We start from the raw sequence: 12,947 nt of genomic DNA on the forward strand, positions 1-12,947 counted from the left end.
ACTTACAAAAGCTATTTCAACCTTTTATCCAAATTGATAGCCCTCTCAATCGCCAATATGATGGTACTGGTTTAGGATTAGCCTTAGTCAAAAAGATAGTCGAATTGCATGGTGGATATGTCAGTGCCACAAGTGAATTAGGTGTAGGTAGTCGCTTTGCGATCGCACTTCCCTATTCAAGGAGTATGTCTTATTTACCTCAACAGCTAGCAAATACCACGACATCCGTAAGCGCAGAAATTGACAGTGATTACGAATTTCCTCTGGTTTTGTTAGCTGAAGATAACGAAGATAGCGTCTTAATGCTTTCTTCCTATCTAGAAGCGAGAGGCTTTCGCTTGAGAATTGCAAGAAATGGACAAGAGGCGATCGATCTAGTGCAAAAGGAGTCACCAGATCTAATACTGATGGATATTCAAATGCCAAAAATGGATGGACTTGAGGCAATTAAATATATCCGCAGCAATGGATTTAACAAACTAATTGTTGCTATTACTGCCTTAGCGATGGAAAGCGATCGCGAAAAATGTCTCGCCGCAGGAGCAGATGACTACATTAGCAAACCGATTAAATTAAAGCTACTTTTTACAACAATTCAACAGCTTTACTTTAAAAAGAATCGATCAGAAAATAAATCATGATTTGAATTTTATATGTTATTATAAACAAGGGAATAGGGATTATTAAGTGAATAAAAAAATACATCTAATCTATTACTAGATTGCTGTATTTTTGTTCTCTTAATATTTGTTAAGCAAGTATAAATTCCATTGTTATTAACACTCCTAGTGGATGGCTACCCATAATTAAAGTCATCCATTATTTTTTAGATCATCAAAATTCTAGTATTGCCAAACTTTTAAGTTTATCAATATAAATTTGCTCTGATTGTATTTAATTCAATAGCAGAAGAGCTATTTTGGCATGAAATCTAATCACGAAAACTCTCCTAAAACTGCAAGTTCCGTAGCGCCTACAACTCTAAATCTTCAAACCAGACCATTTGCTCCTATTGAAGCGGGTTCGGCTGAATCTCCTTCAACAGAAAAAACAGAAAAGAGTGAGCATCAACAAAAATATTCTCCAAATATATTAGAAAGACTAATTAATTCGCCACCCCCAGAGCCAGCATCCTCAGTGCAAAGGAAGCCTGAAAATCGATTGAAAGCGATCGCGCAAAATCGGTCAATCCAAGCAAAATTAGCGATCGGCGAACCAAACGACAAATACGAAAAAGAAGCTGATGATACTGCTTCAAAAGTCGTTCAACAAATTAATACGCCGATCCAAAATCAATCTATCCAACGAGACGCATTGCCACAGGGCAATAAACTGCGAAAGAAGCCGCTACAAAGGCGCGAAAATGTAGGTGGAGGTGATGCATCAACGGAGTTGGAGTCATCAATTCAAAGCGCAAGAGGTGGCGGTCAGCCACTAGCTGCAAACCTGCAAAGATCTATGGGACAGGCGATGGGAGCAGACTTTAGTGGCGTAAAGGTACATACAGATTCACAATCCGATCAATTAAATCAATCAATTCAAGCGAAGGCTTTTACGACAGGGCAAGATGTGTTCTTTCGGCAGGGAGCATATGAGCCGAGTAGTCGAGGTGGGCAAGAGTTGATCGCCCATGAGTTGACTCATGTGGTGCAGCAGAATGGAGGAGCAGTGCAGCGATCGCCGCAACCGACCACTACATCATCGGTAGGTGATGAAAGAATTCAACGTTTGTTTGGATTTGGCAAGAAGAAAAAGCAAGGTTATCAGCAACTAGATGACGATAATGATCAGGAAGCCCTGCTAGATGATAGTGAATCAGTTGAGGAAGAAGAAGATGGAGTTAAAATTGAGGCAGGACCTTTATCGTATCAAAATGGCGTTGTAACTATCCCTATATGGGGCGATCAAGAACTTAAAATAGGAAGATCTGGAGTTGACTTAGAAGGAGCTTTACCATCAAAGGAATTTGCCCTCAAACTCCCTAGTCTTGGTGCAAGTATTGACATACCATTTGCGCCTGGCGCATATGCTACTGCTGGTTTAGCAATTACTCCTAAAGTCTCATTTACAATTTCGGGTGGTACATATTCGATCAAAACTGGAGACGAAAAGACTTTGAGCATTAGTGATGCTGGTGTAACAGGAACTATGGGCTTAGAGATACAAGCTACAGCTGGAGTTGGAGCTGGAGTTGCCAATGTTGTGGGATTAGAAGGAGGAATATTTGGAGCTTTAGGTGGTACTGCGGAATTGACAGGAACCTTAGGAGGTACTGCCAATTTTAGTACTAAGAGTTACGCTCTAAACCTAGGACTCAATGCTAGTGCAGATATAGTCGGAAAAGCTGGGGTTTTTGTAAAAGCTAAATTAATGATGTTATCAGCCGAGAAGACATTTGATTTAGTTGAAAAAACGTTTGCGAATTTCTCATATACAAGAGACATTGAGCTTGGAGGTAGCCAAGGTGCTTGGTGGCCTAGCATTACAGACTTCACTAAGAAGGAATACGGTGACGTAACAACTACAAAGAGGCTAAAGACGATAAACGGGAAAAAATACGAGGAACTAATTGACGAAGACGAAAGTCACAAAGCCGAAAGTCACGAAGACGCAACTGACGGCGTAGTGTATAATCCCATGCATAAGAGGACTGATTGACGAAGACGAATTAAGTTGATATTTCCCAAGTTTTAGTCATGTCATTTCAAATTTATTTATAGTAGAGGTAAAGGCTTCATTACCTTCGTCATCGTTTAAAGTTAATAACTGATGTTACGTGGAACTCAGATAATGAACCTCTTGCTGCTAGCATAACAGGGCAACCACGGGGGGATTGCCCCTACCTGTAAATTTTAGATCTTGTAGGGGCTGCGCCCCCGTGCCAGCCCTAAACTTACGCCATCGCAAGAATTCCTTCCACGTAACATCAGTTAATAAATCAAAAGGTACAAAATGAGACTATCAAGCGGCATAAGTTTAACATTTGGTTCAGACTATTTGGGCCCAGCAATCTTAATCGAAGGTGATCTAAATTCAAGAATATTAACTAAAACAGAGGAATGGGAACTAGGAGAAAATCATAACGCAGCTAGAGACACCTTAAAATGCTGGAGATTATCCAGTGGCAAGTCCATTACGAGGACTACGAACCAAAGTCCAGACGAATTTTTGAATATTTTGATCAGGGAAATAGACAAACTCCATACTACCCAGCTTCATCCTGCTTTAGTTAAAGGACTAGAGTCTGAAGCAAAGCGCCTGTTACCTAGTATCTCAACAGACGCAAACAAACAATTTCAAGAATTTCTAGCTTTATTAGATGCAGAGTTTGAGTTTAATATCAATTCAACTAAAAACAAAGATATGGCTCCATTTGTAGATGATATAGGACCATATTTATTGACAATTGTTGACGACAAGCCTGTAATTTTACCTGAAATCCCTCCTATATATTTAGCTCCAAAAGAGTGGAGATTATCAATGTGGAGGATAAATAATTATATGATTGGTCCATTACTTATGGATGAACTAGAAGATAGCGAACAAATACAGTTTAAGGGCTTAAGCATTGCATCAGATGAATTAACCCCAGAGCTAAAAGGATTATTCTATTTTCATATGGCTAGGTTTATCTTATTTTTTGAAGCTTGGCAAGGCAATGCTGATGCTCCACATTTACAAGAATTTATAAGAATTTTTAAAAGTGGGATTCGTTTCATAGGTTAAAATGATTACACAATTTTTCACAACAATTCAACAGCTTTACTTTAAAAAGAATCGATCAGAAAATGATTCATAATTAGACTTTCATATGTTATTATAAATAAGGGAATAGGGATTATTAAGTGAATAGAAAAATACATCTAATCTATTACTAGATTGCTGTATTTTTATTCTCATAATAATTGTTAAGTAAGTATAAACTCCATCGTTATTAACAATCCTAGTGGATGGCTATTCATAATTAAAGTCATCCACTATTTTTCAGTATATTAAAATTCTATTTATTGCCAAATTTTTAAGTTTACAAAATTAAATATAAAATTTCAAAACCCTGTAGCCCATGCTGCGCTTGCACTCTTGCTTATCTATAGCTATAGCCACCTGTATCAGGACAAATCAAAACCCAGATAGTGTGAGGCGGCGCTTCGCGCCGCCTCACACTATCTGGGTTTTATGTCCTAACAAGAATGGCGACAGCTATGTCAGCAATTCTTAATACCAAAATCGTTTTTTTGGAAAGCCCGCCTTTGGTGGGCTTTCCAAAACCGATTTTGGTATTTCCTGTGCCGAGGGCGCAGGAAATACCAAAATCGGTTTCATAATGAGAATTGCCATCTATTGCCATCTATTGCCATTTATCTATATGGAATGAATCTTCTTACAAAAATCTGTGTTATAATTCTGAGTTAAGGGAATAGGATGCATTAATTAACTATAAATCAGGAAAATTTACAAGTTTTTCTGATTTGCATATTAATTGTATGTACTCAACTGGGTTAAACGTGGGTGTTGAATTTATTTAGATACGTCGCATTCAATCAGGCACTTCTTGTTTAGTCTGGAATTTGGCCAATTCTAGTCCTTCTCAAGCTTGTCTCTATAAAATTTGTAATAAATTATTAACTTGCATTAACTTGCAAAAGCAATAATTCTTCAATTTTTGTTCTGACAGCTTGTATCTTAGCCTATTGAAACTTTAGCCATTACAGAGGAATCTTTGAAAGTGTTGTTTTGCGACGCTTTCAAAGATTTCTCATAACTAAATTCCAATTCAGCCCAAAGCGCTGTATCTAATTGAAGAACTACAGCAGTAAATTTTCTTGTAGCTTTGATGTCTCCAAAGAACCAGATTCTATAACAAGATACGAAATGATAGTTCAGCTTTCCACATAAAATAAGTTATACCAAGCTAAGAAATGTAGGCATTTCTTAACTTAAAATCCCTTGCCGAGTTTGTTTTTTATCCACAAAAGTGTGGCAACAATTTCGTGAATTGGTGTTAGTAGAATCTCGTAGGATTCCAGACAATTACACTGCTGTAGATTCAATTGGAGAGAAGAATTTATAAATATTAAATTTAGCTTAGAATAAAAAGCATGAAATCAAATAATTTCTTTAGATTGATAACTATTGTTCTGATTGCTTCGTTAACGACGATCGCGATCAAAGGCTGTAGTTTGCAAGCAGGAGCATTAAAACCATTTAAGGTAGGGCTAAACAGTTGGGCAGGTTATCAAATTGCTTTGTATGCCAAAGAAGCAGGATTGTTTCGCAAGCATGGTTTGGATGTGGAGTTTGTCAAATTCATCAACCAGCAAGATAACATCCGCGCTACGATGCGTGGTAGTCAAGATGTGAGCTTTGTGCCTTTGCCAGAGGTCATGCAGGTTGACACTTCCTCTGATAAGCCTGTTGTGGTGATGGTTGTCGATATTTCTGCTGGCTCCGATGGGATTGCGGCAGGTCCTGGTATCAATTCCGTAAAAGATTTAAAAGGCAAAAAAGTTAGTGCCAAATTCAGTACTGTTTCGCATTTGATTTTACTCGAAGCACTTCAGGCAAACCAAATGAAACCAGAAGATGTAGAAGTTCTAGATGTGATCAATGAACGTGCAGCTATCATGCTTAAAAAAGGCGAGATCAGTGCAGCTACCCTATGGGAACCTTTGATGCAAAGCACAGCTAAAGCTGTGGGCGGGAAAGTCATTTACACTACTGCGGATGTGGATAGTCTCGTAATTGATGCTTTAGCAACTCGCGCTAATCTGATCACTACCAAACAAGATGAACTGGTTCGTTTTATGGAGACTTGGTTTGATGCGATCGCGGATGTGAAGACTAAACCACAGGAAGTTTTTGCTTCGATCGCCAAACAACTAGGTATGACAACCGAAGCATTTGCCGAGGATTACAAAGGGCTGAAAAAAGGTGATCTGGCGATGAATCGGCGCATGTTTGAGGGCGGGCGCTTGCAAGATGCTTATCAAAAGACCAGTGAATTGTTGTTATCAGATCCTCGCCACGGTCGAGGTATTCGCAATGATATCGAGATTAATGGTGAGCTAGTCAAAAAAGCTAGTAATAATTGGCAGGGGGCATAAAGTATAACGATTTTTTGTCAGTTGATGTACAGATGGCTTCACCAAATTTTACTAAACAAGGGGCTTAAGCCCCTTGCCTGTGAATCATTTACATGAAAGTTACAATAAAGTGAGCGAATTCTCAAACCATCTTCGAGATATCAGCTTTTTATAACCATGAAAAACCTCATTCAATCCCCTAAGCACAGAATCTCTAAGCAACTATTACTTGGGTTTGGTCTATCCCTAGCGGTGATAGGAGTTGCTGCTTTGTCTACTATTTATACATCTCTCAAATTTAATTTAGATGAGCAAGTACATCAACGCGCTAGAACGATTACTCAGGGGCTTGAATTTGCTAGTGAAGGTTTGGTTGAAGACGAAGAAACCTTTCTCTTAGAAAGGCTTGTCCAAAACTATGCCACTCTGCCAGCAGTAGTAGAAATATCAATAGTTGATCCTAGGGGTAGTTTGCTAGCCCATAGTCGTAGGATGGATCTGACATGGACAAATATGGACTATGCAGATATCCACCCTACGTTTGTTCCCTCTTTGCTGCAAGCATCTCGTAATGGCACAGAAGTAGATATCCATGCTGTTGTAGAAGGCAAGCCTGTCATAGTTCAATTTTTGCCTTTTAGTAGCACTGTATTTAATAAGTTCGGGGCAAAGACATCCCAAGAGTCAACACCATCAAATAGACATCGTGGCGTGGTGATCGTAGTTATGGATCTCCAAGCATTGGAAAATGAAGCATTGAAAAATGCTTTATGGGCGATCTTGGCGATGTCATTTAGTGGCGGACTAATTTTGACATTCATGGGTTGGTTAATTCGCCAGTTAGTACTCAGCCCTTTAGCAAAGATTCAATTAGCGATCGCGGATAGTGAAAATCAGGAAAAATTTGTCTTGCCTATTTTACCTAACAATGAAATAGGTTTCTTAGGAGCGACATTGGCATCTGTCTTGGAGGAAGTAAAAGATTTTAAACAGATGGAGTTGGATATTGCTGAGAGAAAATATGCAGAGATTGCTCAACACTATGAATTAGCAACTAACGCCGCTAAAGTATGGATATGGGATTGGGATGCTCAGACAGGTATATTTGTTTTAGAGTGCGGTGTTAGAGAATGGCTTGGCTATGAGAGTTGTCAAGATCCAATTCACCTTGACGATTGGCTAACAAATATTTACATAGATGATCGCGAGCTTGCCAGAAATGCATTTCAGAAGCATCTAGAAGGAGAGACTTCGGAGTTTTCTTGTGAATATCGTCTTCTTGATGCTAAGGGTAAGCCCCATTGGTTTCTATCACGCGGGGAGAGAGTTCTAGATGATCAAAATAAAGTAATCAGAGCGATCGGTACGATTACTGATATTGAAGAAGTTAAACAAGCAGAGAAATTGATTCGTAGGCAAGCCAAAAGAGAATTAGTAATCCGAGAAATCACTCAAAATATAAGAAAAACCCTCGATCTCAAAACTATTTTTCAGACCACTGTTGAGGAAATTAGAAACTTTCTGAAAGCGGATCGCGTTGGTATTTTCGAGTTCTATCCTGATACGAACTTTGACGATGGTGAATTCGTTGCCGAATCAGTCTTGTCTAAATTTGGATCTGCGATAGCAGTCAAATTCCATGATCATTGTTTTGGCGAGCAATATGCCGAATTCTATGAGCAAGGCACAACACAGGCTGTCAGCGATATTCACAATTCGGGACTACCCCAATGCTATATTCAGACCTTGGAACGATTTCAAATAAGGGCAAACCTAGTCGTTCCTTTGCTCAAGGCAGATAAATTATGGGGATTACTATGCATTCATCAATGTGATAGTCCTCGCGATTGGGAAGAACTGGAAATTGATTTCGTAAAACAAATTGGTAACCAACTAGCGATCGCTGTTCAACAAGCGGATCTTTATCAGCAGACTCAAGCTGATTTATTGATCCGCAAACAAACTGAAGCAGAACTACTCAGGGTCAATCAAGAACTCCTTAAAGCTACTAAGCTCAAGGACGAGTTTCTTGCCAACATGAGCCACGAACTCCGCACGCCTCTCAATTCTATATTGGGACTATCAGAGGTTTTGAAAGAACAGCTTTTAGGCACACTAAATGACAAGCAATTAAGTGCGATCGGTACAGTGGAATCAAGTGGTACGCATCTTCTATCCTTGATTAACGATATTCTCGATCTCTCAAAAATCTCATCAGGGATGATGGAACTCCATATTGAATTAGTCTCAGTCCAAAATCTCTGTAATTCCAGTTTAGTTTTTGTCAAACAGCAAGCATTTCAAAAGAGAATACAAATTGCCTGTAGCATTCCCAAGAATATAAACAATATCAAGGTCGAAGAGCGTCGGATCAGACAGGTGTTGATTAATCTGCTCACCAATGCTGTCAAATTTACTCCTAGCGAAGGACATGTAAATCTGCTAGTTGCCTTTGGTCAAGGTGATATATGGCAAGGAGAAGCCGTGATTCCTCAACAAATCAGAACCATGAATTTGCCGATGATTGTATTTCAAGTAATGGATACTGGCATAGGTATTGCCTCTAAGGACTTGCAACGTCTCTTCCAACCCTTTATACAGGTTAGTAGCAATCTCAACCGTCAGTACGAAGGCACTGGTTTAGGACTTGCTCTAGTCAAGCAAATTGTTGAACTTCATGGTGGTATGGTCATGGCTGAGAGTGTAGTTGGAGAATGTAGTCGCTTCACTGTGGCTCTGCCCTATGAAATGGAGCTGTCTAGTACTGCGATCGCCCCTGAGATAGTTACAAGTAGTTCCTCACCAATCGAAATTAATAATGATAATGAGGTCGCACCACTTATTCTGCTTGCGGAAGACAACGAAGCAAATATCCAAACATTCAAGTCCTATCTGACTGCGATCAATTACCGTATAGCGATCGCTAGAAATGGAGAAGAAGCAGTTGCAAGGGCAAAAGATCATTGCCCCGATATTATTGTCATGGATATTCAAATGCCGAAGATGGATGGACTAGAGGCGATTAGGCTGATTCGTGCTGACGCTCAAACTGCGACGATTCCCATAATTGCCCTAACTGCTCTAGCGATGGAAGGCGATCGCGAAAAATGTCTAAAAGTAGGGGCTAATGAATATCTAACCAAGCCTGTTAAGTTGAGACATCTGGCGGATAAAGTTCGTCTGCTTTTAGCACAGCCTCCTAAACCCCAAGGCTTAGTTATTCTCCATTAACTAAGTAGTTAAGCCTAGTTGTAAACCAAACCTAGATTGCTGTGCCGCCCGCTACGCGGACGGCACAGCAATCTGGGTTTTAAGTTTACTTATGCTTAACTACTTAAGTTTTAGGATGCAACTTCATTAATGCTTGTACTTGTTCTGCATGATACGAACTACGAGTAAGCGGCGAAGATACTACTTGTAAAAATCCCATTTCTTCCCCCGCAATTCTCCATGATTCAAACTGCTCAGGCGTTACGAACTCATGCAAAGTCAAATGCTTTGCCGATGGTTGCAGATATTGACCGATGGTAATAATATCGCAATCCACTGCTCTCAAATCACGCATCACTTCCAAAACCTCTTCATCGGTTTCACCCATACCCACCATAATCCCCGACTTAGTATAGACCCAAGGCGCAATTTCACGAGCGCGACGCAAAAGCTCTAAACTACGCTGATATTCTCCCTGCGGACGCACTCGACGATAAAGCCGTGGCACAGTCTCCGTATTGTGATTAAGTACATGGGGACGCGCCGCCAAAATTGTTTCTAAAGCTTCCCAATTAGCACAAAGATCGGGAATCAGCAGTTCAATCGTGGTTTGTGGCATCAACTTACGGATTTCTTCAATGCATCGCACAAACTGAGAAGCGCCACCATCAGGCAAATCATCACGGTTAACGGAAGTAACGACGACATGCTTTAGATTCATCCTTTGCACCGCCTCACCCAAATTAATTGGTTCCATCGGGTCAAGAGCTTGAGGCTTCTTCTCAAAGTCAATATCGCAATAGGGACAAGCGCGAGTACAAGCTGGCCCCATAATCAAAAATGTGGCAGTACCTTGGTTGAAGCATTCGCCGATGTTTGGACAAGATGCTTCCTCGCACACAGTATTTAGCCCCAAGTCGCGCAAGACTTCTTTAACATTGCCAACGCGCTCCCACTGAGGGGCTTTAACTCGCAACCAGTCTGGTTTGACTGCCATATTTGTGATTACCTAAAAATCTAGCCTATGCAGATCATGCAATTTTTGTAACGTTTTGTATTTTAACGCAATTACTCCTTTCCCATCCAAGAATTAGTGGTGCGGCGCTTTGCGCCGCACCACTAATTCTTGGGCTTTACTATGGCAATCCTAAAGGGGTTGTGAGAGTGCGCCCCTTCGGGGCGCACTCTCACAACCCCTTTAGGATTGCCATATCTACTTTGAGATTGGCAAGACAGTATTACTCAAACCTGTAACTGATGTTATGTGGAAGGAATTCTTGCGATGCCGTAAGTCTAGGGCTTGCCCTATGGCGCAACCCTACAAGATCTAAAATTTACAGGTAGGGGCAATCCCCCCGTGGTTGCCCTGTTATGCTAGCAGCAAGAGGTTCATTATCTGAGTTCCACGTAACATCATCTGTAACAAGAGATTTTTTGAAAGCGTTACTTTGCAACGCTTTCAAAAAATCTCTTGTTCTTTTTATAGGTAATTGCTGCCCACTATAATTTACAGTTATATAGATAGGGTGAAGCTTTGCTCCCACTCTATGTTACACACCACATTTTGAGATATGTCATGCTCTGCCCGTTTTGTCAGCATACCGATAGCCGTGTTTTAGAATCTCGTTCGGCAGAGGCAGGCTGTAGTATTCGTCGCAGGCGCGAATGTCTTAATTGTCAGCGTCGGTTTACCACCTACGAACGCATTGAGTTTGTACCAATTACAGTGCTGAAACGGGATGGAGCCAGTGAATCTTTCGATCGCTCCAAGCTTTTGCGCGGCATGATTCGAGCATGTGAGAAAACAGGAGTATCACAAACTGCCCTAGAGTCAATCATTGACGAAATCGAAGCGCAACTACAAGTACGCGATCGCCATCAAGTATCAAGCGTAGAAATTGGAGAAATGGTGTTGCAATACTTACAAGATGTTAGCGAAGTTGCCTATGTAAGATTTGCTTCAGTATATCGACAGTTTAAGGGAGTACGAGATTTTGCCGAAGCTTTAAACCATTTTGACGCAAATTAGAGTCATTTTTAGTTTCACTTACTAAAAGTTGATCAAATACTGTATCAAGCTAAGGTACACAAAAACATCACTGACAAAAATTTGTAAAGAAAAGTTGAAATTTCTTATTTACCCTAGCTATAATAACAATGTTTTTGTAATCCCGATCGCATTTCAGGGTCTAAATTAGGAGGTATTGATTTGGCAAGGAGACGTAAGCGGAAAAGTAGACGTCGCCAAGAAGGGCGCAAAATCCTAGAACATATTCCTCAATTTAGTATCGATAGCGGTGAAGATAAGCCTGTGACGGCTGCACGTAAGTACATTCATACACATGGCATTCTTCCTCCAGCACTGTTGCTTGTAAGACGTAACGAACATACAACAGATCGATACTTCTGGGCAGAAAAAGGTCTATTCGGAGCACAGTATGTTGAAGAAAATCACTTCTTGTTCCCTAGCCTAAAACCACCCGAAGAAAGAGAAGTTGCACTGGCTGGATGTAGATAAGTTTTTATCAGTCTGGCAAAGCAATAAAATATCTCATTTTTTGGTGTCACTTTTGCAGCATTTTATATCTATGAGCGTCTGCATCTTTTGTAAACGATTTTTATCGTAAAGAATTAAGGTGCTTTAGGGATTATTTGTAAATTGCTGTAAAAAGTAAATGTAAAGTAAATATGTATATAAGTATATTTGATTAGCTATCTTGTTAAATATACTTAAGATTTTTATAGTTACCTATGTAGCTGAAAAATGGGGATTTTCTTTGTTGATGTAAATATTAACTGTTGAATTCTTTTATTACATCTTCCAGAAGTGGCATTTCGTTCTACTTTTGGATTTTTAATACTTCGACAAAAAAGCAGATGAGCGCCAAGCATTCATCTGCTTTTTGTTTGGCTTAGTAAATTAATACCAAAACACAAAATGGCTACGCCATTTTGTGTTTTTAAAACCATTACTGGGTTTGGTTTTCAATTCACGAAAGTGTTGCCACACTTTCGTGAATTGGTATAAAAAGCAGCGCTTTGCGCCGCTTCTTGATTTAACGTGAATTCGATATAGCCATTTGAGTCGTGCGAAGCACGACTCAAATGGCGAAAAATGGTAAGAATCGCTTAGCGATTCTTACCATTTTTCGCTTTCATCGAACTGACGTTAAATAAAAAAGAGCAAACCTAGGTTTGCTCTTTTTTATTTAAAATTTGGTTTATTTAAATCATTAGTTGATCGATCTTCACTGTCAAGCATAGAGGAAACCCCAAGAAGGCGATCGCTAAGCGTTCACAACTTCATTACTAGTTGTTTTTTTCCAACCTCTAGGCAACTTCAGGTCGTCAGGATCGACGTAATGACATGCATAGTCATCTAAACAAATCAAAGCCCAACCATTACCATCAATATTAACCAGTTTGTAGGAAGCCTCTAGCACAAAGAAGCCTTTGTGATTGCGGGTATCGGGCTTTACTCTAACGTTTTCTAAGATCATTTTATTAACTTCCTTTTAAATAAAAAATTGACACTTTAGCTGTAATTAAAAAATTAGCAGCTTTAGTTATTTATATTTAGGTAGCCTAACACTCTTGACAAAAATCCTTTGTTAAGTTTTTCTGACATAAGAGCAGTAGTTATGAAGTTCTGTA

General features: G+C 39.7%; 10 protein-coding genes. 7 read left to right on the forward strand and 3 right to left on the reverse strand.

The genetic code is table 11. The features are described 5' to 3' along the window. The 3 genes from VB775_RS00005 to VB775_RS00015 form a co-directional block, all read left to right on the forward strand. On the forward strand, positions 1-641 hold a 641-nt coding region (locus tag VB775_RS00005), incomplete at its 5' end, for a response regulator (protein WP_323216601.1). 283 nt (positions 642-924) lie between these two features. Next, a complete protein-coding gene (locus VB775_RS00010; protein ID WP_281007574.1) occupies positions 925-2,658 on the forward strand; it encodes a DUF4157 domain-containing protein in 1,734 nt (577 codons plus the stop codon). A gap of 294 nt (positions 2,659-2,952) precedes the next feature. Next, complete coding sequence (locus tag VB775_RS00015; protein WP_281007573.1) at positions 2,953-3,726, forward strand: hypothetical protein; 774 nt, start codon at positions 2,953-2,955, stop codon at positions 3,724-3,726. A gap of 448 nt (positions 3,727-4,174) precedes the next feature. Here VB775_RS00015 and VB775_RS00020 read toward each other — a convergent pair whose 3' ends face one another. Next, on the reverse strand, positions 4,175-4,348 hold the full coding sequence (locus VB775_RS00020) for a hypothetical protein (protein WP_281007572.1): 174 nt from the start codon (positions 4,346-4,348) through the stop codon (positions 4,175-4,177). 751 nt (positions 4,349-5,099) lie between these two features. On the opposite strand from VB775_RS00020, the gene VB775_RS00025 reads away from it, so the two are divergent. Together VB775_RS00025 and VB775_RS00030 are read left to right on the forward strand one after the other, a co-directional pair. Continuing rightward, positions 5,100-6,104, forward strand: coding sequence for an ABC transporter substrate-binding protein (locus tag VB775_RS00025; RefSeq protein WP_281007571.1), 1,005 nt, complete (start codon positions 5,100-5,102; stop codon positions 6,102-6,104). Positions 6,105-6,260: 156 nt separating this feature from the next. Beyond that, positions 6,261-9,314, forward strand: coding sequence for a response regulator (locus VB775_RS00030; protein WP_281007570.1), 3,054 nt, complete (start codon positions 6,261-6,263; stop codon positions 9,312-9,314). Positions 9,315-9,417: 103 nt separating this feature from the next. On the opposite strand, the gene lipA is transcribed toward VB775_RS00030, so the two are convergent. Further along, the gene (lipA, locus tag VB775_RS00035) at positions 9,418-10,290 is read right to left on the reverse strand and encodes a lipoyl synthase (RefSeq protein ID WP_281007569.1); all 873 of its coding nucleotides are present in this window, start codon (positions 10,288-10,290) and stop codon (positions 9,418-9,420) included. Between the two features lie 579 nt (positions 10,291-10,869). On the opposite strand from lipA, the gene nrdR reads away from it, so the two are divergent. Together nrdR and VB775_RS00045 are read left to right on the forward strand one after the other, a co-directional pair. Further along, on the forward strand, positions 10,870-11,322 hold the full coding sequence (gene nrdR, locus VB775_RS00040) for a transcriptional regulator NrdR (protein ID WP_281007568.1): 453 nt from the start codon (positions 10,870-10,872) through the stop codon (positions 11,320-11,322). Between the two features lie 180 nt (positions 11,323-11,502). Next, on the forward strand, positions 11,503-11,811 hold the full coding sequence (locus VB775_RS00045; RefSeq protein ID WP_040689531.1) for a DUF3155 domain-containing protein: 309 nt from the start codon (positions 11,503-11,505) through the stop codon (positions 11,809-11,811). Between the two features lie 769 nt (positions 11,812-12,580). Here the strand turns inward: VB775_RS00045 and VB775_RS00050 are convergent. Then, positions 12,581-12,793: a hypothetical protein gene (locus tag VB775_RS00050; protein ID WP_094535383.1), complete on the reverse strand. Its 213-nt coding sequence runs from the start codon at positions 12,791-12,793 to the stop codon at positions 12,581-12,583. Between the last annotated feature and the right edge of the window lie 154 nt (positions 12,794-12,947).

The sequence above is a fragment of the Pseudanabaena sp. CCNP1317 genome, assembly GCF_034931345.1.
GTDB classification, from domain to species: domain Bacteria; phylum Cyanobacteriota; class Cyanobacteriia; order Pseudanabaenales; family Pseudanabaenaceae; genus Pseudanabaena; species Pseudanabaena galeata.

Excerpts from the sequence above, each read along its gene's own strand:
- VB775_RS00010 (WP_281007574.1), top strand. The coding sequence starts at position 925 with ATGAAATCTAATCACGAAAACTCTCCTAAAACTGCAAGTTCCGTAGCG.
- VB775_RS00025 (WP_281007571.1), top strand. The coding sequence starts at position 5,100 with ATGAAATCAAATAATTTCTTTAGATTGATAACTATTGTTCTGATTGCT.
- VB775_RS00050 (WP_094535383.1), bottom strand. The coding sequence starts at position 12,793 with ATGATCTTAGAAAACGTTAGAGTAAAGCCCGATACCCGCAATCACAAA.
- VB775_RS00030 (WP_281007570.1), top strand. The coding sequence starts at position 6,261 with ATGAAAAACCTCATTCAATCCCCTAAGCACAGAATCTCTAAGCAACTA.
- nrdR (WP_281007568.1), top strand. The coding sequence starts at position 10,870 with ATGCTCTGCCCGTTTTGTCAGCATACCGATAGCCGTGTTTTAGAATCT.
- VB775_RS00015 (WP_281007573.1), top strand. The coding sequence starts at position 2,953 with ATGAGACTATCAAGCGGCATAAGTTTAACATTTGGTTCAGACTATTTG.
- VB775_RS00020 (WP_281007572.1), bottom strand. The coding sequence starts at position 4,348 with ATGGCAATAGATGGCAATTCTCATTATGAAACCGATTTTGGTATTTCC.
- lipA (WP_281007569.1), bottom strand. The coding sequence starts at position 10,290 with ATGGCAGTCAAACCAGACTGGTTGCGAGTTAAAGCCCCTCAGTGGGAG.